The following is a 22,915-nucleotide window of genomic DNA, read 5'->3' as shown; positions in this document are numbered from 1 at the left end:
TGCCCTTGGAACCCACGGGCTAGAAGCCCGTGCCACGTTAGTTGCCGCCTAGCTCCGTACCCATCGTACGCCCCTTGTCCACGGCAGGGACGCCTTGGGACATCCAGACGGGCATCGGCGCGCCCTTTAGGTAGTGATCGAAGAATTGACTTAGCCGGATCGAGAGGTCCTTCCGGTTCTTGCGCTCCATCAGGTTGTGGTCCTCTCCGTTGTACACGACCAGCCACGACGGCTTATTCAGCCGCCGAAGAGCGGTGAACAGTTCGATTCCCTGGGTGTGGGGGACCGATCCGTCCTTGTCGTTCGACATGATCATGAGAGGCGTTTCGACTTTGTCCACCCAGAAAATGGGGGAGTTCTCGATGTACTTCAGGGTCGCGTCCCATGGCGTGCCGCCGATGCGCGACTGCTGGTGTTCGTATTGGAACTGCCGAACGATGCCGGCGCCGTATCGAATGCCGCCATAGGCGGAGAACATATCGCCGACGGGCGCTCCCGCCTCCGCCGCCGCGAACATATTCGTTCGGGTGACTAGGTAAGCGACCTGGTAGCCGCCCCAGCTTTGTCCCTGAATCCCCATTCGCTTCGGATCGATGTAGCCGCGGCCCAGGATCGCCTGGACGCCGGGCAGGATGCCGTTTACCGCACTCTCGCCCGGATAGCCGATCTTGTAAGGGATATCCGGGATGAAGATGCAGTACCCGTTGCTGGCGAAAAGCGGCCAATTGATCGTACTCGCGCTCGGCGCGGGCGCCTTGTAGCGGTACAGCTCGTCGCTGTTCCGCTCGTAGAAGTAGGTGATCATTGGGTACTTCTTACCGTAGTCGAAGTTCTCCGGCTTAATCAGGATCCCTTGGAGAGGGATGCCGTCCAGGCTGGTCCAGCGGACGAGCTCGGCTTTGCCCCAGTTGTATTCCTTCTGCTGTGGATTAGCGTCCGAAATCTTCTGAGGGGCTTCGAAGCGGGTGTTCGAAAGCCAAATGTCGGGATACTCCACGAAGTCCTGCCGCGTGTAGATCAGCGTGTCGGCGTTTTTCGCCTTTTGGTAGCCGAGGAAGCTTTTCTCGGCCATGAACATCTTGTTCAGGTGGCCATTTTGGAGCCTCGCCAATCCGTTTTGCTTCGTGTCTTCGTTGAACGCGTCCAGAAGCATGTCGTCGGTGTCGAGATACACCGCATCCGGATCGAGGCTCACCGGGCGGTAACGGGTGGTGTATTCGCGACCGGACGTTAGCCGAACCGGTGCGGCCTGGCCGGAAGGATCGCAAGCCCAAAGGTCGTAGCGGTCGGCGATGATGGCGCGGCTGTCCCCTTTCGTCCAACCGATCAGGCCGTAAGGGGCCGGATCGTCCGGATGATCGTCGAGCTCGTCGGCAAGCGGGGATGTGATCCCTTTGCTCAGACTGACCCGCCTGCCGGTGGCCGGCTCCAGTGCGAACCAAGCTTTAGGCCCGGCATCGTAGATCGCCACGTACCGTCCGGAGGGCGAAAGCTGCGCCCCGCCGCGGAATCGTTTGGAGATCTGAGTGTGCGCGCCGGTTTTCAGGTCGATGACGTAAGTGTCTTCGTTCCCGGGGTTCCAGGAGCCTTCGCGCTCGTACGGGCGCTCGTCGCTGGCGAGTCCGTACCGGCCATCGCCTTTGTCGCTGATGGTGACCGAGGGTAGATCACGGTCGGCGACCTGGATCGATTTTCCGCTCGCGATGTCGTAGATCGCGGTGTAGCCGCGGTCTCGCTCCGACTGAGCCATCAAAAGTTGCTGCGGCTGCAGGCGCGCGTCTTGCCAGTTCCAGATGTCGACGGACACCTTCTCGTCATCCGGCTTCTCTTCGGGATCGGGGAGCGGCTTGGGCGAGGTCCGGTAGATGAGGCGGGTGTTCTTGTCGCTAAAGTCGATGGCGCCGTTGGCGTTGTAGGTCCAATCCTTCGGCATGGAGTCCGCGCCGACCGCCTTCGTTACGTTCTTCTTAGGATCGTAAAGGTAGAGGCTGAGAAGCGGCTTCTTCGCCTTTTGATCGTCCTTGTCGGTGGTAAAAGCAAGCAGAGAAGCGTCGTCGGAAAGGGCGATACGGGGGTATTTGCCGGGGGCCGTGACGACGTTTTGCCGCTTCTTCGTGCGGAGGTCGTACAACACGATTCCGTCGGTCTTGCCGTCTTTGCTGGCGACCGCGTAGGCCATCACGTTGCCGAATTTGTTGAATCTCGCGCTCGCAACGTCGTTGATCGTCTCTTCTTTCCCCGTTCCGAGATCGAGTAGTACATACGAGTCGCCCGCCTTCTTCGCTGGCGGAGCGCCCGCGGCGGAGCCGCCGGCGGCGGGCGCCGGGCGTTGCGCGCCTCCCGCTCGGGCCCCACCGCCGCGCCGCTGGTCTTCTTCCTCATCTTTCTTGCCCGGAGGCGTGGTCGGAGGCTTGGCGGCTTCCTTCGGCGGTTCGGGTTTGTAGAGCAGAAAATTCGAATCTTCTTCGGCCAACTGGTAGTTAGTAACGCGGTCGATCGTCTTGGTTTGGCCGGCCCCGAGGTCCACGATTTCCAAGGCGTTCTTCGGCATGTCCTCCGGCTTCACTTTGTCGCGACGCGCTTTGCGGGTGTCGGCGAAGGGCGGAATAACTAGCGCGACGACGTGCTTCGAGTCGTTCGTAAACTGGATCTGCGAAGCTCGCGGAATCGTGATCGTGTGCCCGTCGGCGACGCTTCGGATGGTGGCGACGGCATCCCCTTCTTGAGGGGCGATAACGAATAGAACCCACTTCCCGTCGTGGCTAACGGACGCCGATCGGATCGACTTCCAGCCATCGTACACACTGTGGTCCAGCGGCTTCTTTTGGGCCAGGATAAGTCCCGGCAGGACGAGTAGGGCCGAAGCCACTATTAGACGCGCGGTGTGCATGTTTGAAAACTAAACTTACCACGGTCGTGTCAATCGTGGATATCGGCCTTCGGACGCCCCGGCTATCGTCCGTAGCATCGGCGTCCTCGCCGATGATCCGGCTTACGCTCGGTACGCCGGACGGCACGCGTAGGTGCCGGCTACACGCCTGCGGCGTAGGCTTACGTTCGGTACGCCGGGCGGCACACGTAGGTGCCGGCTACACGCCTGCGGCGTAGTTATTCCACAGGCCAGCTCGGCAGGGTCACCTTTAACGGCTTATCCGAGCGGTAGCCGAGCTCGTATTCTGCTTGGACGACGGTGTGGATTTCGTGGGTGCCTTCGTAGATCATCGCGCCGCGGGAGTTTCGGAAGTATCGCTCGACCGGAAACTCGTCACTGTAACCGTAGGCGCCGTGGATCTCGACAGCGTCATTGGCGGCCTTGAAGGCGTTCGCGCAGTTTTGCCACTTCGCCAGCGAAACCTCGCGGGTGTGGCGGAGGCCGTTGTTCTTCATCCAGCCGACTTGGTAGTAGAGAAGGCGGCCGATATCTCGGCCCGCGACCATGTTCGCTACCATTTGCTGCACAAGCTGCTTGCGGCCGATCTCCTCGCCCCCGACCTTTCGCTCGTGGCAATATTTGCCGCACGCGTCGAGGCACGCGGTGATGATGCCGACTGCGCCGGAAGCGACCGTATACCGGCCGTGGTCGAGCGCCGACATGGCAACCTTGAAGCCGTCTCCTTCCTCGCCCAGCATGTCGGCTTTATCGATGCGCATGTTCTCGAAAAAGATTTGGCCGGTATTGCCGGCGCGGACCCCAAGCTTGCCGTGAATCGGGCGGCTATGAAACCCGGGCGTCTTTCGGTCGACGATGAACGCCACGTGCCGCAGCTTATCCCCCTCTTCTTCGAGTCTCGCGACGACCAGGAATTGGTCCGCGTAGTCCGCCAGCGAAATCCAGGTCTTCTCGCCATTGAGAATGTAGCTGTCCCCATCGCGGCGAGCGCGGGTACGCAGATTAATTGCGTCGGACCCGGCGTTCGGCTCGGTGAGGCCAAAGCCGCCGACCCTATCTCCCTTCGCCAGCGGAGGGAGCCACCGCTGTCGCTGCTCCTCGGTCCCCCACTGCAGAATCGTCATGCTGTGCAGCCCGCTGTGCACCGACATTACGACGCGCGCCGAGGTGTCGGCCCGTTCCAGCTCTTCGCAGGCGATGCCGAGGGCGATGTAGTCGGTGCCGGAACCCGAATACTTTTCCGGGATGCTGATCCCGAGAATCCCCTTCTCGGCCATCTTGTCGAGCATCGATCGATCGCTCTTTGCTTCCCGGTCACGCTCGGCCAAGCCTGGAAGGACCTCTTGTTGGCCAAATTTGTAGGCCATCTCGCGAATCAATTCGTGCTCGGCGGTGAGGGCGAAATCCATGCCGGACAGGATACCGGGCGGAGCGCCAGGCTTGGTACGAACGGCCGGGACGAACTGTTCGCGAGACCCCGATTCGCGCGGCACGCTTGACGTGATATCGTATCGTACGTTAGGGCGAACTTCGCCCGGATCGATGCCCATCCTCATGAAGACTTCGTTGGCGCTTGCCGCCCTATTTATTCCCCTCGTCACCGTCGCTCAGACGCCACCTCAAACATCTAACCCATCCGTCGCCGATATCCTCGCCCCGCTTGAAGCGCGTTCGCTTGGGCCGGTGAATATGGGGGGACGGGTGGTCGCGATTTCGGTCTACGAGAAAGACCCGCGCATCTTCTTCGTGGCCTCGGCCTCGGGCGGTCTGTTCCGGACTGAGAATGGCGGGACCACCTTCAAGCCGATTTTTCAGAGCGAGAGCTCGGTGTCGCTCGGGGCAGTTTCGGTGAGCCAAACCGATCCCAACGTTATCTGGGTCGGCACCGGCGAATACACCAGCCGCAACTCCGTCGCGTGGGGCGACGGCGTCTACAAGACGACCGACGGCGGCAAGACTTGGGCGAACATGGGGCTCAAGGAAACGATGCACATCGGCAAGATCGCGCTCGATCCCCACGATCCGAACACGGTCTACGTTGCAGCACTGGGCAGATTGTGGGGTCCGAACCCGGAGCGAGGTGTCTACAAAACCACGGACGGGGGCAAAACCTGGCAGCAGGTTCTTTCGAGCGATGCGAACACCGGTGCGATCGACGTGCAGCTTGACCCTCGGAACCCTAAGGTGCTCTTCGCATCGATGTGGGAGCGCCGTCGCTGGGCGTACGATTTCAGCACCGGTGGAGTGAACTGTGGATTGTTCAAGTCAACCGACTCGGGCAAACATTGGCGGCGGATTTCGCGAGGGTTGCCGAGCACTCTCCTCGGGCGGATCGGATTTACCTTCTACGACAGCGATCCTAAAGTGATGATGGCGACCGTCGAGTACAAGATCGACGCCGATGCCGAGAAGAACGACAAACCACACCGGCCGTCCGATAACGGGATCGTGAAGCAGTATGCCGGCGGCACCTTTTGGAGCACGGATGGGGGCGAAAGCTGGAAGCGGATCAGCTATCTGAACCCGCGCCCGTGGTATTTCAGCACTCCGAGAATCGACCCGGTCGATACAAAGCGGCTTTACGTGCCGGGCGACTCCCTTTTCTTGAGCGACGACGGCGGCAAGACGTTCGACACGGCCGACGTTAAGGTGCACCCCGACTTTCACGCCTTCTGGATCGAGCCGAGGGACCATAACCACCTCCTCGTGGGTACGGACGGCGGGGTTTTCGAGTCTCGGGACAAGGGAGCCACGTGGGCGATGCTCAACGGGTTGCCGATCGGCCAGTTTTATGCCGTGGCGTTCGACTACCGAAAGCCGTATTGGATCTACGGCGGGCTTCAAGATAATGGGTGCTGGGGGATTCCGACTCAGACGACGAAGGGAGGCGTAGCCTTCTACGACTCGTTAAGTGTGGGAGGCGGCGACGGCTTCTACTGTCAGGCCGACCCGAACGATTGGTCGACGATCTACACCGAGAGCCAGGGGGGCGCGATCTCGCGATTCGACCTTGAGAAGGGTGGCCAACGCGGCATTCGACCGCGAGGTCAGGGGAACCGCTTCAACTGGAGCACCCCCTTCATCATCTCGCCGCACAACTCCCGAACGCTCTATCTAGGTGGGAACCGGCTTTTCAAAACGATCAATCGAGGAGACGCTTGGAAGCCGATCTCCCCGGACCTCACGACGAACGATCCGGGGAAGCAAAACGCGGGCAAGCTGGGAGTTACCAGCGACCGGAGCGGCGCGGAGATGCACTGCACGATCGTGACGATCAGCGAATCACCCACCAAACCTGGGCTCATCTACGTGGGGACCGACGACGGGCTCGTGCAGGTGACGCAGGATGACGGGGCCACTTGGACCGAAATCGGAAAGAACGTTCCTGACCTTCCTAGGAACACCTGGTGCTCGCGGGTTACGGCTTCGAAGTACGAAGAGGGGCGGGTGTACGCGACATTCGACGGGCACCGCGGCAACGACTTCAAGCCATACGTTTACGTCTCGGAGGACTTCGGCAAGACTTGGACGAAGCTCAACAATGGCCTTCCGGATGAGGATAACGTTTACGTCATTACCGAGGGGGAAAAGAACTCGGATCTGCTGTACCTCGGATCGGAGAAGTCGCTCCGATTCTCTCTCGATCGAGGGAAGACCTGGACGAAGTTCAAGGGCAATTTCCCGACTGTCGCCGTGCACGACCTGAAGGTGCACCCTCGCGAATTGGATCTCATCATCGGAACCCACGGCCGTGGGCTATGGACGCTCGACGTGAGCGGTTTGGAACAGCTCGACAAGGATGCGCTTTCGAAAGACGTCGTGCTGGCGAAACCGCAAAACGTCCTGATGTTAGGGCGCGTTTCCCGAGCGGCTTGGGAGGGCGATCGGCTCTTCATGGCCTCGAATACCCAGCCCGGGACGAGGGTTCAATACTATCTGCGAAAGGCGGCGAAGTCCGCCACGGTCCGGATTAGCGATGCCTCGGGTAACAACTACACCGATTACACAGGCGGTACGAACGCCGGTTTGAACTTGGTGGAATGGTCGGGGCGGATCGAGGGGCGGCTAGTCGATCCGGGCGACTATCGAGTTGTGCTTACCGTCGACGGCAAAGAGTACGCGACCAGTGTCCACGTAGACGGTGTGGCGAGCGTGACAGAGCCGGCGCGGCGGGGCGACGAAGACGGCGACGGAGACCGCGGTCGAAAACGGTAGTTGGCAAGGCCGCCTTCGTGAGGAGGCGGCGAAGATCGGCCTCGAGCTGACCGGCGAGCAGCTTGAAGCTTTCGCGGCTTTTCACGAGGCGATCTATGCGGCCAATGCGGTGATGAACCTGACGCGCGTTCCCCCCGAGGAGGCGTGGCTACGCCACTATTTGGACAGCATCCTGTTCCAAGACCTTATCCCGGTCCGGGCGAAGGTGCTCGACCTTGGAACCGGTCCGGGGTTTCCGTCTTGGCCGCTCGCTTGCGCGCGGCCGGACCTTAAGGTGACCGCGCTCGATTCCTCGGGGAAGATGCTCGGCTTCTTGCGAACCCAGCCGCTTTCGAACCTTGAAGTGGTTCAGGGGCGAGCCGAGGAATTTGGTCATCGCGAAAAGTTCGAGATCGTCACCGGCCGCGCGGTGGCCCCGTTAGCGGCCCAGCTCGAGGTTTCCGCCGCCCCCTGCGCGGTTGGCGGGTTCGTGATTCCCATGCGAACCCCGAACGAGCCGTTTGACACGGTGCGCTTGGAACCGCTCGGTTTGGTACTCCGCGACGTCGTAACTCGGCCCCTGGCCGGCACAGACGTCGTCCGCGCCTTTCCGCGATATGAGAAACTCGCCAAGACGGATCGCAAGTATCCCAGACGGTGGGCGGAGATTAAGGAGAAGGGGTTGGGGCTCTAGGGCGTTGGGGCGTTGGGGCGTTGGGGCGTTCGTAGCCTGAGGCTTTACCTCTATTGATGGGACGTCTGGGACTCATGGGTCACACAGGTCTTATTTGTCCCACGGGCTGGGAAAGCGTCTGGTCACGTTTCCGGGATCATCGGCGGGGACGCCGACGCTACGGGCGGCGCTACCCCTGGCCATACCGGTTCTGGTAGCGGTCGTACCATTTCTCGGCCTCTTCCGGAGGAATGGCGGCGACTGGGCCGAGTTGCATGGCGAGCCAAACCGTTCTCGCGACGTCCTCGACCATTACGGCCGCCTTTAACGCGTTTTTGGGAGAGGAGCCCCAGGCGAATACGCCGTGATTACCCAAGAGAATCGCCGGAGTTCGCTCGCGCCGGTATTTGAGAATGGCTCGGCCGATATTCTCGCCCTCGTTGTCGATATAGGGGGTGCAAGGGATTTCGCCGCCGAATTCGTCGCAGATGGCGGTGAGGCAACAGGGAACCGGTTTGTTGGCGGCCGCGAAGGCGGTCGCGTAGTTGGAGTGCGTGTGGATAATCCCTCGAACCTCGGGAAGATTCTTGTAGAGGAAGAGGTGATGGGCCAGATCTACGCTTGGGCGGATGTCCGGAGTGAGGACCTCGCCGGTTTCGAGGCGAACCACGGCCAGGTTGCCCGGCTTGATCTGGTCATAGTCCATTCCCGAGGGTTTGATATAGACGAGCCCGCTTTCCGGGTCGTAGCCGCTGGCATTGCCGGAATGCATCGTCACCAGCCCGGAGGCGGGGAGGGCCCAGTTCGCGCGGGCCACTTCGAGGCGGAGATTAGCGTCGTCTTTTTCGGTCTTCGGGATCAGCATGGTTGGCGCTCGAAAGTCGATTATTGCTTGCGCAACGCCGGTTTCGCGCAAAATCGCCTTCGTTAACGACGACTTCGCGGTTTGGGCACGTCCCACCTCCAAGCTACAATCGTTTTCAACCGATTCCCGGCTCAAATCCTATGCTCCCCCTTCTCGCTTTTCTCCTGGCTTCCCAGGTTCAGATCCAGCAACCGCCACGGTTGCGGACCTTGCTTCCGAATGGCGTAGTCGTGCTCGTGGAGCGGACGCCGAACGCGAAATCACTGATCGTAGATCTGTTCGTAAGCTCTCGCGGGGTGGAAGAGACGCCGCAATCGCACGGCCAGCGGCACTTGCTGGAGCACTTGGTCGCACTGGGAGCTAAGGGTGACCTGGACCGACGGTTGGAAACGGCGGGAGGCTTCCTCCGCGCACGGACCCTTCGAGACTCGATTTCTTTCGAGATGAATTTGCCGCCCACCGGGATGAAAGATGCGATTAGCGCCCTTCGAGACCTGGTCTCGGAGCACGGGTTCACCGAGGCAGAGATCGCGCACGAGGCGGATATCATGGAGCAGGAGCGCGCCCTCCGAGATGCGGCCGCTCAGGCATCTTCCGAGGCTTGGGGACGCGCGTTCGGCGATAGAGGGCTGGACCCGTTCGGCGATCTCGACACGATTCGGGCTACTAAGCCGGCGATCTTGGAGGCGGTTCGAAAGAGAGCTTTTTCGGCTGGAAACCTGGCCGTCGTGGTTAGCGGGAACGTCGACATCGACGCCGCCACGAAGGCCGTGGCCGACGCCCTAGCCTTTCTTCCGGTGGCCAAAGTGTCCAATCCGGCGCCCCTGGCTGCGGCCGATGCAAAGTCGATCGCGTTCGGGACCTCGCCAGGAGAGTTTCGGGCGGTCTCCGTACCGGGGTATCGATCGCCAGATACGGCCGCGACCCTCGCGGCGGCGTTGGCGCTCGCGACCGTTGCCGAGGGATTGGAGGTGATTTACACCCCATCCGGAAATCGGGGGCTCGTTCTGATCGGCTCTCCGACCGGGGATTTGAGCGCGATCAACGACGCTCAGGCGGCGTCCCTCTTCGATCTGGGGCGAATTCTAGCGGCCCGGTGGGTTCGAAACCGGCTTTACGAGCCGGAAACGGCCGCCGCTTTTCGGGGGATGCTGCTGGTTTGCGAACGGGATCTGAAGCCGGAGATCATGTTGGAAAATTTGGATTCCCTTCAATTTGCAGAGTTCGAGCGAGCGTTTAACGGATTTACCGGGCGGGCATCGCGGCCCAGAGCATTGGCGGTGAAGCGGTGATTCTGTTTGCCGCCGCTCTGTTCGCCGGTCTGGTGGTTGAAAACGTCGAGCCGGGGGCTCGAGAGGTTTCGATTCAGGCGATCGCGCGGATTCCGAACCTGACGGCCCGTCAAGCCGATTCTCTCGATGCCTTGGTGGAAGCGATCCCGCGGGAGGTCGAAGGCTATGCTCGCCGGGACATTCTCACTGTCACCGGTGGGGACCCGGTCCGGTGCTCCGCCGGACCCGACTACGTACGGATCTCGTTTCATGTGCCGCCGGCGAACTTGCGCGAGGGGTTGAGCCTGATGGAGGCGCTGTGTCGGTCCTCGCGCCTGACGGTTCCGGCGATCCTGCCGTCCGCCAAAGCGACTTCCTGGGTTGCGGCACTCCGCCCGTATGAGCGGACGAGAAATCCCCGGCCGAGTGAGGTTCAGGACCTCTACCATGCGCTCTTCCGTCCGGAGAACATTACGCTCGGCGTCGGAGGCCCGGTGAAGGAAGGGGAGGCTGAGGAGAATTGGAGCGGTCGGATGGACAAGTGGATCACACCCCGGCTTCCCGAGCCGAGCAAGTATGAGGCTCTTCCGAAGCCTCTGGCCAAGAATCCGGGCGGGGTTTCGACGATTGAGTTGACCGGGCCGACCTTCGGGGCGGGAGATGCCGCGATCTCGACCCGAATCCTCGCTCTGATCGCCCTCGGGAGTGGCAAGGGGGCCAGCCTCTTCCGCGTGGCGCGGCGTCAGTTGGGAATGAGCTACCGTCAGGAAGCACTGCTGTATCCGGTTCCGGATGGGTGGCAATCACGAATTCTGCTGGAGACGTCTGCCACCGACGGTCTCGACAAGCAGGCGGAGGCGCTCCGCGCCGCACTGGTCGAAGACGTGAAGGGGTGGACCGACGCGGACCTGAAGCGCGCACGCGGCATGGCGGAGGCAGTCTTTCTGCGGGGGGTCGACTTTTCCCCGTTCGCCTTCGGCCCGGCCGGGACTTTCGACGATACGCTCGAAGGCCGGACCTTCTTGCGGACCTACTGGCGTCTCAAAACCGGCGAACCGTGGGACGCCAAGGCGCTTGTGAAGACGATGCAAGTTGTCACGTTGGACGACCTCCGGGAGATTGCGCTGGGAGTGTTGACGGAAGGTAAGACCAGAGTTCTACCGGCGGGTTAGCGGTGGCACGGGCTTCCAGCCCGTGTGTATCACGACCATCCTGGTCGTGTGAACGTAGCATCGGCTCCTAGCCGATGAACGCTCACGACCAGGATGGTCGTGAGAAAACGGCCAAGGGCAGGATGCCCTTGGGACCCACGGGCTGGAAGCCAGTGCCACGTTAGAGTTCGGCGAATTCTGGGTGTTTGCGGCAGAGGGGGAGGAAGTCGCAGTGGAGGCACAGGGGTTTGAAGACGGGGGTTAGCTCGTGGTACTCCTCGGAGAGGATCTCGCGGCCCAACTGTAGGATCGTCTGCTCGAAGTCGGCGGCTTCCTCGTCGGTCATCGAGGCGGCGGCCGAGTGGCCGGTTCGTAAGGCGATGATCCGGGCGCGGATGGGGACGCCGGGGAACTTGTGGCGGAGGAGAAGCTGGTAGCAGGCCATGGCGATGTCGGTCGCCACGTCTTCGACTTCCACCGATTCGCGTCCGGATTTGTAATCGACGATCTCGAGCGTTCCGTCCGGATATTCGTCGACCCGGTCGACGCGGCCCAGCAACGCGAACTCGCCCATGTCGTGACGAAACTGGCGCTCGACGAAGATCGTTTTGGACTCACGCGGCTGGGCGGTTGCTTGCTGGACGTGACGCTCGAGGATCTCGCGCCCCTCGCCGTACGCCTCGGCCAGTTCCTCAGCGGAGGCGTATCCGGCGTCGATCCAGCTCTCTTCATAGGCGGCCATGACCTCTTCGGTTGTGTTCACCCCGGCATCGCCAGTGTCGTGGAACCGTTCGAGCACCCGGTGGAGCGTGCTGCCAAAGGAGTAGTAGCTTTTGGAGCGCAGGTACCACTTGCCGCGATCGTCCACGTAGGTCCAGCGGTACTTGACCGGGCAGGCAAGGTAAGTGGTGATTTTGCTCGGGCTAAGCGTCGGTTTTCGCGCCACAGTCTATTTTGGCGAACACGGCTCCTCGCACGCAGGTCAGCCCTCTTAACCATGCCATGGTGGAAAATCGTTCTCCATAGCGAAGGCTGGCGGCTCGACATCGGGGATGAGCCACAGGAGTACGGTTTCTACACCACCCGTTACGTTTCAGCGGAAACCGCAGCGGAGGCGAAGGAGGCGGCGCGCGAAGACGCCCGCCGGGAAATCGGACCGATGATGCGAGGTTCCAATGAGCCTTCGATGCGAGTGGAACGGGTTTCGGAGACAGAGAGAGGCCGAGCGAGCGCCGGGTTCGTTTTTTACCGGATGACAGCCTGCGCGGAACACGAGCCGCAGATCAAAGTCGTCGCCGATCCGTTCTCCAATCGGGTACGCCGCCTCATGCGACGATTCCGGTTGCGGTAAACTTTCACTCGATGTTGAAAATTCGGCTGGGCCACAGCCCCGATTCGGACGATGCGTTTATGTTTTGGGGGCTTGCGAGCGGCGAGGTGAAGACCGATTACGATTTCGAGCACATTCTCCGCGACATCCAGACGCTAAACGAGTGGGCGATGGAAGGGAAGCTCGAGTCGACGGCAATCTCGGTTCACGCTTTTGCCCATGTGTCGGATAAGTACGCGTTGCTACGGCATGGCGGCTCATTCGGCGACGAGTATGGCCCGATGATCGTGGCGAAGCGGGCGCTCTCGCCCGAAGAGCTTCGAGAGACGGTTATCGCGATTCCGGGAAAGATGACCTCCGCGTTCTTGGCGCTCAACCTTTACTTCGAGGACCAGTTCGGGGCCGGGGTCCGGCCGAAGACCGAGGTGGTTCCGTTCGACGAGATCATCCCCGCGATTCAAGAAGGGAAGTACGAAGCCGGCCTCATCATCCACGAGGGGCAGCTTACGTACGAGCGAGAGGGAATGACCTTGATCGCCGACATGGGGCGTTGGTGGAAAGCGAAGACGGGCCTGCCGCTTCCGCTTGGCGTCAACGTCGTGCGGAAAGACTTGGGAGACGGGGCCGTGAAGGAAGTCAGCCGCTGCATGCGCGAGAGCATCCACGCCGGTCTTTCCAATCGAGGGAAGGCGCTCGACTATGCCCTCCAATTCGCCCGGGGAATGGACACTCCGACCAGCGACGAGTTCGTGGGAATGTACGTGAACGAGCGAACGCTCGACATGGGCGACGAGGGGATCCGGGCGATCCGCCTCTTCCTGCAAAAGGGAACGGAAGCTGGAATTGTGCCACCGGTGCAGGTGGATGTTGTCGACTGAGGCGTTGGGCGTTGGGGCGTTTGGCGTTAGGATATAGAAGGGCAGTGCCCTAACGCCTAACGCCTAACGCCTAACGCCTATGCTCCCCCTCCTCCTTCTCACCGTGGCCGCCTCTACCGTTCGCCTCGTGCCGTTTTTCCCCGACCGTAAATTTCCCGCCAAGGGCGGGGAGGCGGTGGTGGAGTTCAGCGGGGTCGATCCCAAGATCGCGTTTAACGAGGTCGTGCCGTCGTGGAACGTTTCACCGGCAACGGGGGCGGCGCTGGAGGTTCAGATCCGGTCCCATGGAGACGGCTTCACTTCCAAGTGGTATTCATTCGGCACTTGGACGCTGGACGATGCCGCGCGCCGGACCAGCGTGAAGGGGCAGAAGGACGACGACGGGAATGTCGACACCGACACTTTTCTGCCCAAGAAAGGGGCGAGCACCGTCGACGTGCGGGTGACGCTGAAGAATAACGGGGATGGCTTGCCGAAGCTACGGCTGTTCACGCTTTCGTTCGCGAACACCCACCATCCGGCGGCAAGCGAGAAGTCTCCGTCTCCAGCTTGGGGCAAGACGATCGAAGTTCCTCAGCGGGCGCAGGGGAACTATCCGAACGGTGGGGTCTTGTGCAGTCCGACGTCGCTTTCGATGGTGCTGACTCACTATGCGAAGCAGTTGCAGAGGCCGGAGATGGACCGCGACGTTCCGGAGGTCGAGGCGTGCGTTTGGGACAAGAGTTACGATGGCGCGGGGAACTGGCCCTTCAATGCGGCTTACGCGGGTTCGTTTCCGGGCATGCGCTCATACGTCACGCGGTTCCGCTCGATCGCCGACCTCGAGCAGTGGATCGACGCCGGTCTGCCGGTGATCTGCTCTATCTCGTTGAACATCGCGAAAGGGGAGGCGCAAGATGGCGGGTCGGGGCACCTGGTGGTGCTCGTCGGGTTCACCAAGGACGGCGATCCGGTCTTCAACGATCCGGCGCGTCGGGCGCAGGTGCGCTACACCTACAAGCGGGAGAACTTCGAGCGAGCTTGGCTCCATTCCAGCCGCACCGTGTATTTGGTTTATCCGGAGACGGCGAAGGTGCCGGTGGATGGCGACGGGGTTTGGATCGAACGGTGACGCTAAGGGGTTGTAGCCGTTGGGGGTTCGTCTGACCGGATCAGCGTCACGCAAAGGCGCGAAGACGCAAAGAGGATCGGGGAGTTTGCGCAAGTAGATGGTGGGACCCTGCCAGACGGCGCGTCTGGAGGGATCGGGCGTGAAGTGGTTCCGGTAGCGATTCGCGTTAGTGGAATGCCGGTTTGAGAGCAAAATGGCTGGTTAGTGCAACCTCGGGGCGTCGTCGCGCGATACTGCATGCGCCGTATGAAACGCCCGATCATTCCTATTACCATCGCTCTGCTACTTGTTTGCGGGATCGGTGGGATGGCTCTCAAAGGCCGAAGCCAGAATGCAGCACTTGCGGCAGACGCCGCGCTTCCTAAGCCGACCCTCGTCAAGAAGGGGGATATCGTGGTCTCGGTGGTCGAGACCGGAACCATCGACGCGAATAAAGTGGTCGAGCTGAAGGGGCGGGTTACCGGCCGTTTGGCGAAGCTGTTCGTGGACGAAGGGGATTCGGTCACCGCCGGGCAACTCATCGCCGTGATCGATCCGAAGGAAACCCAGCTTCGGGTGGAGCAGGACGCCGCCCAGCTTCGGGGCGCGGAGAGCGCGGTGGGGAGAACGGCGATCGAGATCGCACAACGGAAGATCACCGCTCAGGCCGCTTACGAGCAGGCGCAGGCCCGGGTTCGGCAGCTTAGTCTGGAATTGAGGGCCGAGCCGACGGTGATGCGCGCGGCGATTCAGGAAGCCCAAAACACACTTAATACGGCGATGGCGGAGCGAGACCGGCTCCAGCAGAGCGCGCAACCGAATCAGCGGAACGAATTAAAGAGCGCCGTCGACGAGGCGCAAGCGAATTACGACAACGCGAACCAAGAATATCGTCGGCAAGCCGACCTCTCCGATAAAGGGTACGTGGCGGGTAGGGTCGTGGACTCGGCCAAGCTCGTGCTGGACCTGGCCAAGGTGCGCCTCCAGGCGGCGAAGGACAATCTCGCCCACTTAGAGAGCGCCCAACGGGCGGAAATGTCGAAGGCGACGGAGTCGATCGAGCAGGCTCGGGCGGCGCTGCGGCGCGCCCAGGCCAATGCTTACACGCCGGAGACGAAGCGCCAAGAGTATCTCTCGGCAGTCGCCGAGATGGCGAAAGCCAAGGCGGCGTTGAAAGATCCGGCGATGCTGGAGAAGCAGCGAGACCAAAGCCAGGCGACGGTGGCCCAGCTTCGCTCGGTGCTCAGCGACTCGAACCGTCAGCTCAACGAGACGGAGATCCGAGCGCCAATCTCGGGAATCGTCACCAAGAAGCTGCTCCAAGTCGGAGAACTTGCCACCGGCCTTAGCACGTTCAGCAGTGGGTCCACCATCGTCAAGATCGAGGATCGATCCAGCATGAAGGTGAAGCTGGACATCAACGAAATCGACATGGCGAAGCTGAAGGTGGGAATGGCGGCGGATATCGACGTGGACGCAATTCCGAACCATGTCTATCACGGCGTGGTTACCAAGATCGCTCCGGCCAGCAAGGAGCCGGCGACCGGCCAGGCTTCGGCGGATGCGGTGGTGAAGTACGAAGTCGAGATCAATCTTCGCGACGCCGATGCCAAGCTCCGCTCGGGGATGTCGGCCAAGTGTACGGTCGACGTGATTCGAAAGAATAATGTGCTGGTGGTTCCGATCGACCACGTCATCCGCGAGGGGCGGAAGAGCTTCGTGGAGATCACGCCGGCGAACCCGAAGGCGAAGGGCGCGAAGCCTGAGCGGCGCGAGATTAAGACGGGAGCCCAGACCGGCGCGCTGGTGGAAATCGTTTCGGGCCTGGTCGAAGGGGATCAGATCTCGAAGCCGAAATACAACGGGCCGCAGCGTAAAGGGTTTATGTCCGCGGGACCGGACGAGCAATGAGCGTCTTCCAAAGCATCTTCGTCGCGCTGGATATGCTGCGGCTGCACAAGCTGCGGGCATTCCTCACCATGCTGGGCGTGATCATCGGGGTAATGAGCGTGACGCTCATCATCATGATCTCCTCGGGATTCCAGGCGTTCATGTCGAGCCAGTTCGAAAAGCTGGGGTCCGACACGATCATGGTGATGTTCGACAACTGGGGGCCGAACTCCGAGAAGAGCAAATCGATCGGCGGCCTGAAGATGCCGGACGTGAAATATCTGACCGACCGCGTTCCGTCGTTGGACGTGGCCACGCCGCTTTTCCAGGCCGCGGCCCAGCCGGTGACGAACGGCGACTTGGTGGTGACGAATCCGAAGATCTACGGGGTGGACCAGAACTTCTCCGTGATGAACCGGTCGGAGCTGACCGAGGGGCGGGACATCACCGCCGAAGATGTGAAGAACCGGACCAACGTGGCAGTCATCGGCGACGAGATCCGGGACCGCCTCTTTCCGGATAAGCACTCGCTGGGCCGGTACATCTCCATGAAGGGGATCACGTTGGAGGTCATCGGCGTCGCGAAGCGGCGCGACTTCCTCGGCGACTCCAATGCGCGCGACATCATGACGCCGCTCTCCACCGCCCAAGACAAATGGGTGGGCGGCGACAACCTGATGATGATCATGACCCGGCCGAAACCGGGGGTCAAAGTCGATAAGGCGATGGAGGACGTGTGGGAAGCGATGATGCTGAAGAGCGGCAACAAGCGCATCTACCGGGTCGAGTCGAACGAGTCGATCCTGGGCGTCTTCGGTCAGATCTTCGGCGTCGCCGGCGCCGTGCTGGCGGCGATCGCGGCGCTGTCGCTGCTGGTTGGCGGCATCGGCATCATGAACATCATGCTCGTCTCCGTGACCGAGCGAACCCGGGAAATCGGGCTACGGAAGGCACTGGGGGCGAAACGCGCCTCGATCCTGACGCAGTTCGTGGTGGAAGCCGCGACGCTGTCGCTAGTTGGCGGCCTCATCGGCATGGGGATCGCCTATTCGCTGGGTTTGGTGATTACGATGGTCTCAGCCCAGATGCAAAAGCCTTCGCCGGAGGGATTGCCCATGCCGTTCCCGCTGCCGGCAGCCATAGCGGCGGCGATCTTCTCCGCGTTCATAGGAGTGGTGTTTGGGCTGTATCCGGCGATGAGCGCGGCCCGCCTCGATCCGATCGAAGCATTGCGAAGGGAATAGCTCCGGAGCCCCCTCTCCCTCCTTCGGATGTACGTGCCGAAGGAGGGAGAGGGGGTTGGGGGTGAGGGAGTCTGCCTGTAGCGTCGGCGTCCTCGCCGATGATCCGATGTACCTAACGCGCAGCGTTGTAGCCGCAGGTTGGCTCGTACCTGCGCGAGGACGTTTCAAATACGTCCTCGCATTGCGATCTTTGGAAGGCTCTCGCGCAGGTACGAGCCAACCTGCGGCTACACGTCCTTCGGACGTAGGGGAGGCCAATCTGTGGCTGGAGCTTCGATCTCCGATCATCGGCTGGGAGCCGATGCTACTTGGGGAGACGAAATGGTAGCGGCGACCCGACTTGAACGGGTGACCTAGCGGGTATGAACCGCTCGCTCTAACCAACTGAGCTACGCCGCCGAACGCGACTTATTATGACCGGGTGGCGGGCTGGGTTGCTACGGGCCATACTCGTCCTTATGCTTCCTTGCGTCATCGGCCTCCTCACCTACGCCCCCGGGCCTTCGATTCAGGCGATCGATGCCATGGCGAAGCGGCGCGATGTGGCGGGGCTGACGAAGCTGCTGGCCCCGTTGCCCGAAGGGATTCGGAACCCGTTTCGGGTGCTCAAGACGGGCGGGGCGTATGAGGTGGGGCGGTTTGGGTGGCATGCGGAAGAGCTGACGGCGGCGGACGGCGGGGCGCGGTACGTGGTTATCGGGACTCCGCTCACCAGCGAGGATGTGGGGGAGACGGTGCTGAAGCGAGTGGGGAACAAGCTCGCCTACGTCCCTGAAAGCGATCCGATGGGGACGACCGTGTTGGGACATCGCTTCGATTTGAAGTTCGATATCCCGAAGAAGCACGCGGCGCTTCGCGACGACCTCACGCTAAAGTTCGCGCCCGGAGCGCCCCAAGCGATCCTTTTCCGGATGTCGAGCCAATACAAGGTGGCGCGGATCGAGGATGAGCGGGGAAGGCCGGTGACTTTCCGGCAAGCGAGCGGCGTGGTATCGATGCGACGGGGGAAAGGGAGCTACGGAACCTACCGTGTGATCTACGGCGCCACCGTGAATTTGCCGAGCTACGCGGGGAGCATCTCCAGCACGGAGGCGACGCTCGTCAACGACTACTGGTATCCGATGATCGCGCGGCAGCCGTCGCCGTATCAAATCCTCATCCACTCGCCCAAGGGTTGGACGGCGGTGGCGCAGGGGATCAAGACGCTGGAGCACGAAACCGGGGCGGAGCTGGTGACCGGCTACAAGATGGACCTGCCCGTGGTGTACTTCAGCGTGGACGCGGCGCCGTTTAAGACGTTCTCGCAGACGCTGAACGGGCGGCGGTATTCGGCTTGGAGTACGCGGGTGAGCGAGGTGCAGTTGCGAGCGCAGACCGAGCTGTACCTACCGATCTTCGAGTTCTACGCCAAGAGCTTCTGTCCGCCGCCGTACCCGATGTACGGGGCGGTGGATAGCGAGCATTACGGAGGCGGCGCGTTGGAGGCGTATACGTATGCCACCTACGGCGGCGGCTTGCCAACCGAGGACGCCCACGAGCCGGCCCACACGTGGTGGGGTGGCCTGATCAATAACACCTACCTCGGTTCGTTTTGGAACGAGAGCTTCGCGGTTTTTTGCGACGGCCTTTATCACCGCGAGGTTGCGATCGGTAACCAGGCGGAGCGGAGGCTCGCCTTCGTTTCGGATGGGAACGCGGAGCCGGACTACGCGCAGGCGGCGATGAATTCCAGTGGCGCGGACGTGGGACCGGTGGGGAGCTCGCTGGGCTACGGAAAGGGGGCGAAGGTGCTGCAGATGATGCAGCAGTGGATGGGAACAAAGTGGCTTATCGAGACGATGAGCACGTGGGTGCGGACGCATCCCCGCGGCAAGCCGGGGGACTGGGCCGATTTCGAGCGAGTCGTTCTTAGCCGGAGCTCCAACAAGGCGGAAATGAAGGGGTTTCTGGCCGACTGGATTCATCGGCCGGGGTTCTCGGATTTCGACGCGACGGCAAAGTGGACCGGTAAGGGGGTCGATCTCAAGATTCACTGGCACGGGCCGCGGTTCCGGATGCCGTTGACGGTCATGCTGCAGTCGGGGGCTCGCCGTTCGTTCTCGATGGTGTTTCTGGATGGGAAGAACGATACGGTTCATCTACCGTCGGGCTGGAAGCCGGAGCTCGTCTCGGTCGATCCGTGGCGGCAGGCGGTTCGGGTGATGGAGCCGAACGAGGCGCCGATGGATCTGGGGCTGGGGTTGCAGGCGCTAAAGAAGGTGGTCGACCCGCAGCACACCGACTGGCTTTCGTCGCTGGGAGGCACGGCTGAGCCGCTGACGGACACAACCGACCCGGCGGGGCATTTTCTCGTGGGATCGCCGGAGAGCTCGCCGGTGATGAGGACGCTCTGCGACCGGGTTGGATTTAAGGTCACAGCGAACCGGCTAACGTACGATGGCACGACGATAGACCTCGACCATGGGTCGGCGCTCGCGGTGGTGAACCTTCCTGGAGGCAAACGGTGCGTCATCGGGCTAGGGAAGACCCGGGTTGCGCCGAATTGGGGAAGAGCCCGGCTGGTGCTCACCGACGACCTCGGGCGATTCTTACGAGGGGTAACTGAGCCGAAGACGAAAGGGCGGCTGACGATTCGGCTGTAGCCGAAAGACCTATTTGGCGGAGGACCACTGCTAAAACAGGCAGAAATGCCCTCCTAATACTGAGGTGAGTACCGTGAGCAAGCTTCGAGTTTTGTTGGTCGAGGATAATCCCGACGACGAACGGCTGGCGCGCAGGGCGTTACGCTCGCTGGAGGGTGTCGACCTTGAGGTCGCTCACGACGGACAAGAGGCGATCGACCGCTTGGGCGAATCTAGCAGCGAGATGCCAAAGCTCGTCCTTTTGGATTTGAAGCTGCCGAAGGTCGGCGGCTTGGACGTTTTGCGCTGGATTCGCGGGCACGAGAAGAACGTCTCAATGCCGGTGGTGGTTTTCTCCAGCTCGGATGAAGTTTCGGACCGGGTGGCATGCCAGCGGCTGCACGCCAACTCCTTCATTCAAAAACCGGTGGATTTCGACCGGTTTCTGAAGATCTTCCGCTGTACGGTGGAATATTGGCTGACGATCCACCTCCCGGCAACGCGGGACGGGGTGGACGAGCTGGTCGGCTGTTAAGCCTACGGCACCGGCGCGATGGATCGGGCGGCCTTCTTATAGAGGGCCAGCCGGTCGCGCATCTCCTTCATGATCGTGGGAGGAACATTCGGCATCCCTCCGGCGAGAGATACCGCTCTGATTTGGAGATCGAGCGCTTCTTGCTTGGAACCGGTCTTGTAGAGCGCCAACGCAAGGGTGTCGATAATGTAGGCATCGCCGTGATTCGTCAGCTCGTCGGCCCGCTTGGCAATGGTGAGGGCGGTGGCCAGATCGGGCTTTTTGAGCTCTCCCTTATCGTCCAAGATCGACCAGGCGATTAGGTTGAGCGAGGTGGGGGAGTCTTTGCAGATCCCTTCCGAGAGCTTCTTCGCGTAAAGGTAGGCTGCGGACTCGTCCGTACGGAGGAGCATCTGAAACTTCGCGGGGCCGATCGCCTTTTCTAACTCCGGATTCTTTTGAATCGCTTGTTCGATGGCGGCGACCGCTTCTTTCGGCGATTGCCCGCTGAGCGCCTTGATTGGCACCATTACGTCGCGGATCTGACCCTCGACGACGTAACGCGCGCGCTGCTTCTGGGCCTCTTTGGCAACGTCGTAGGTTCCATCTACCACGCTTCCCAGCACATCGGCGAGCTCAGCGAGGGGATGGCCGCTCCACGCGACGCGACCTTGGCGGTCGATGATGTACGCCTTGGGAATGTCCTGCATGAATTGGCCAATCCAGGCGGAGGCGATGGTGCCTTGCTGATCGTCGGCCGCGACGCTAAACGGCATGGGGTTGCCGGAAGTCCGTAGAAACGCCTGAAGCTTGCCGATGTATGCGCCGCTCTTGACGTCTTCGGCTCGCTCATACACGCTTACTCCGGCAAAGTTGACCTTTCCCCTGTAACGCTTGGCCAGCTCGGCGACCGGCTCGAAAGTCTCTTTGCAGGACGGGCACCAACTTGCCCAGAACGTGACGACCGTCACTTTGCCGGCGGTTAGAGAAACGGGAGAGCCTTTAATCCACTTCGCTGCGGATAAGGAAGGAGCCTTCTCACCCAGCTTCGCGCCGAAATTGCCGACGTAGACGTACTGCGCCGGGGTCTGGGCGCGGGCCGAAAAGACGGTGAGGGCGAGGGCGGGCAGCAGAAGATAGCGAAGCTTCATAGGAGTTCTTCCGATGCTACATACGTTCGGCACCGGCGCATATTCTACTGACTACACGTAGATTGCGCAGGAAATAGTTCCCGACGCAAGGTCAGGCAGGAGAGCTGGGACTGTGGGTCCAAAGTTGCAGGCGGGGCCTAGTAATGACCTATGTGAAAATTGCGCCGAACATCGCAAGAAATTTATCGTCCCTATCTGTGTGAACGCTATTCGACCGGTTTGGGAGAACCGATCGAAGACGGGGAGACCAAATGCAAACACTCAAGATCAACGAAGACGGATGGCTTGTCGAGCGCGGAGCGAGCGGAGATCGCGAAGCCGTGGATACTCTGATCCGCAAGCATCAGGCGCGCGCTTATCAGTATGCCTACCGCTTGACGCGAGATCAGGACGCTGCCGCCGATATCGTCGCCGAAGCGTTCCTTCGAGTCTATCGCTCGATCCATGGATTTAAAGGGCAGAGCGCCTTCACCACTTGGCTGTACCGGATCATCACCAATTGCTACCTGGACAGTCGCAAACGGCTCTCTTGCCGCCCCACTACCAGCCTCGACGAGGCGCTGGATACTCCGGACGGCGAGCTGCAGCGGCAGTTCGTTTCGGACGAAGAAGATCCTCTAGAAGTTTTGGCTCGCCGGAAGACGGCCGAGTCGCTCTCGGAAGCCACGGACGCGCTTCCCGAGCAGTATCGAACGATCGTGACGATGTACCACGGCGAGATGCTGAGTTACGAGGAGATCTCGGAGTCGCTGAACATCCCGATCGGTACGGTGAAGAGCCGCCTGAATCGCGCACGACTTGCGCTGGCCCAGATGCTGGCCCACCGTAAGGAAGAGTTCGTCACAGCGGCCTAATTCGACCATGCCCATGGACTGGGCCGAGCCACGGACTGGCGCCGCAAAGGAATGCTTTCGACAACGGGCGCAGGTCTCATCGATCTGCGCCCCTTTTCCGTAAGGAGAGAGAAAAATGAGCAAGCGAGAGACGATTCAGCCGAAACCCGGCGACAAGCGGTACGTTCGACGAGATGAGAAGGGGCATTTCACCTCCGACCAAGTGGATGTCGGGAAATCGCTGGCTTCCGACAATAACCAGAAGGCGAAGAACGCGGCCAAGCCCGGCCAGGGCGATCGTGGCGATCGGAAGAGCTGAG

At 61.3% G+C, this 22,915-nt stretch carries 18 protein-coding genes and 1 tRNA gene; 13 read left to right on the top strand and 6 right to left on the bottom strand.

The genetic code is table 11. From position 1 onward, the window contains the following. Positions 1 to 37: 37 nt before the first annotated feature. Together OP10G_RS20520 and OP10G_RS20515 are read right to left on the bottom strand one after the other, a co-directional pair. Positions 38 to 2,869, bottom strand: coding sequence for an alpha/beta hydrolase family protein (locus OP10G_RS20520; protein WP_158409305.1), 2,832 nt, complete (start codon positions 2,867 to 2,869; stop codon positions 38 to 40). A 239-nt stretch (positions 2,870 to 3,108) separates the two neighbouring features. After that, complete coding sequence (locus tag OP10G_RS20515) at positions 3,109 to 4,299, bottom strand: acyl-CoA dehydrogenase family protein (RefSeq protein WP_025228562.1); 1,191 nt, start codon at positions 4,297 to 4,299, stop codon at positions 3,109 to 3,111. A 145-nt stretch (positions 4,300 to 4,444) separates the two neighbouring features. Here OP10G_RS20515 and OP10G_RS20510 point away from each other — a divergent pair, with 145 nt between their 5' ends. Further along, on the top strand, positions 4,445 to 7,105 hold the full coding sequence (locus OP10G_RS20510) for a VPS10 domain-containing protein (protein ID WP_025228563.1): 2,661 nt from the start codon (positions 4,445 to 4,447) through the stop codon (positions 7,103 to 7,105). A gap of 34 nt (positions 7,106 to 7,139) precedes the next feature. Further along, positions 7,140 to 7,778: an RsmG family class I SAM-dependent methyltransferase gene (locus OP10G_RS20505; RefSeq protein WP_084179568.1), complete on the top strand. Its 639-nt coding sequence runs from the start codon at positions 7,140 to 7,142 to the stop codon at positions 7,776 to 7,778. Between the two features lie 169 nt (positions 7,779 to 7,947). On the opposite strand, the gene OP10G_RS20500 is transcribed toward OP10G_RS20505, so the two are convergent. Further along, positions 7,948 to 8,718 carry an L-ribulose-5-phosphate 4-epimerase gene (locus tag OP10G_RS20500; protein ID WP_227625150.1) on the bottom strand — a complete coding sequence of 257 codons (771 nt, stop codon included), beginning with the start codon at positions 8,716 to 8,718 and terminating at the stop codon, positions 7,948 to 7,950. Between the two features lie 44 nt (positions 8,719 to 8,762). On the opposite strand from OP10G_RS20500, the gene OP10G_RS20495 reads away from it, so the two are divergent. Then, positions 8,763 to 9,914 carry a M16 family metallopeptidase gene (locus OP10G_RS20495; protein WP_025228566.1) on the top strand — a complete coding sequence of 384 codons (1,152 nt, stop codon included), beginning with the start codon at positions 8,763 to 8,765 and terminating at the stop codon, positions 9,912 to 9,914. After that, positions 9,911 to 11,065 (top strand): peptidase M16 family protein, encoded by a 1,155-nt coding sequence (locus tag OP10G_RS20490; protein ID WP_025228567.1) that lies wholly within the window; start codon positions 9,911 to 9,913, stop codon positions 11,063 to 11,065. Before OP10G_RS20495 ends, OP10G_RS20490 begins: the two co-directional genes overlap by 4 nt. A gap of 160 nt (positions 11,066 to 11,225) precedes the next feature. Here the strand turns inward: OP10G_RS20490 and OP10G_RS20485 are convergent, their stop codons facing one another. Then, a complete protein-coding gene (locus OP10G_RS20485) occupies positions 11,226 to 11,990 on the bottom strand; it encodes a RecB family exonuclease (protein WP_025228568.1) in 765 nt (254 codons plus the stop codon). A gap of 51 nt (positions 11,991 to 12,041) precedes the next feature. On the opposite strand from OP10G_RS20485, the gene OP10G_RS20480 reads away from it, so the two are divergent. From OP10G_RS20480 to OP10G_RS20460, 5 genes are all read left to right on the top strand, one after another. Then, entirely contained in the window at positions 12,042 to 12,395 is a 354-nt protein-coding gene (locus tag OP10G_RS20480) for a hypothetical protein (RefSeq protein ID WP_025228569.1), read from the top strand. 11 nt (positions 12,396 to 12,406) lie between these two features. Continuing rightward, positions 12,407 to 13,252 carry a menaquinone biosynthesis family protein gene (locus OP10G_RS20475; RefSeq protein WP_173425316.1) on the top strand — a complete coding sequence of 282 codons (846 nt, stop codon included), beginning with the start codon at positions 12,407 to 12,409 and terminating at the stop codon, positions 13,250 to 13,252. 79 nt (positions 13,253 to 13,331) lie between these two features. Next, a complete protein-coding gene (locus OP10G_RS20470) occupies positions 13,332 to 14,363 on the top strand; it encodes a C39 family peptidase (protein ID WP_025228571.1) in 1,032 nt (343 codons plus the stop codon). Positions 14,364 to 14,609: 246 nt separating this feature from the next. Beyond that, the gene (locus tag OP10G_RS20465; RefSeq protein ID WP_025228572.1) at positions 14,610 to 16,253 is read left to right on the top strand and encodes an efflux RND transporter periplasmic adaptor subunit; all 1,644 of its coding nucleotides are present in this window, start codon (positions 14,610 to 14,612) and stop codon (positions 16,251 to 16,253) included. After that, complete coding sequence (locus tag OP10G_RS20460) at positions 16,250 to 17,476, top strand: ABC transporter permease (RefSeq protein WP_025228573.1); 1,227 nt, start codon at positions 16,250 to 16,252, stop codon at positions 17,474 to 17,476. Before OP10G_RS20465 ends, OP10G_RS20460 begins: the two co-directional genes overlap by 4 nt. Positions 17,477 to 17,798: 322 nt before the next feature. On the opposite strand, the gene OP10G_RS20455 is transcribed toward OP10G_RS20460, so the two are convergent. Further along, a tRNA-Met gene (locus OP10G_RS20455) sits at positions 17,799 to 17,875 on the bottom strand. 59 nt (positions 17,876 to 17,934) lie between these two features. On the opposite strand from OP10G_RS20455, the gene OP10G_RS20450 reads away from it, so the two are divergent. Then, complete coding sequence (locus tag OP10G_RS20450; RefSeq protein ID WP_025228574.1) at positions 17,935 to 20,118, top strand: M1 family metallopeptidase; 2,184 nt, start codon at positions 17,935 to 17,937, stop codon at positions 20,116 to 20,118. A 73-nt stretch (positions 20,119 to 20,191) separates the two neighbouring features. Beyond that, positions 20,192 to 20,632 (top strand): response regulator, encoded by a 441-nt coding sequence (locus OP10G_RS20445; protein WP_025228575.1) that lies wholly within the window; start codon positions 20,192 to 20,194, stop codon positions 20,630 to 20,632. A 2-nt stretch (positions 20,633 to 20,634) separates the two neighbouring features. Here OP10G_RS20445 and OP10G_RS20440 read toward each other — a convergent pair whose 3' ends face one another. Further along, positions 20,635 to 21,762, bottom strand: coding sequence for a TlpA family protein disulfide reductase (locus OP10G_RS20440; RefSeq protein ID WP_025228576.1), 1,128 nt, complete (start codon positions 21,760 to 21,762; stop codon positions 20,635 to 20,637). A gap of 251 nt (positions 21,763 to 22,013) precedes the next feature. On the opposite strand from OP10G_RS20440, the gene OP10G_RS20435 reads away from it, so the two are divergent. Together OP10G_RS20435 and OP10G_RS20430 are read left to right on the top strand one after the other, a co-directional pair. Further along, positions 22,014 to 22,616, top strand: coding sequence for a sigma-70 family RNA polymerase sigma factor (locus OP10G_RS20435; protein WP_025228577.1), 603 nt, complete (start codon positions 22,014 to 22,016; stop codon positions 22,614 to 22,616). 115 nt (positions 22,617 to 22,731) lie between these two features. Next, on the top strand, positions 22,732 to 22,914 hold the full coding sequence (locus OP10G_RS20430; protein ID WP_025228578.1) for a hypothetical protein: 183 nt from the start codon (positions 22,732 to 22,734) through the stop codon (positions 22,912 to 22,914). Position 22,915 lies beyond the last annotated feature (1 nt).

The organism is Fimbriimonas ginsengisoli Gsoil 348 (assembly GCF_000724625.1).
GTDB lineage: Bacteria > Armatimonadota > Fimbriimonadia > Fimbriimonadales > Fimbriimonadaceae > Fimbriimonas > Fimbriimonas ginsengisoli.
This window is presented reverse-complemented; position numbering and strand designations above follow the sequence as displayed.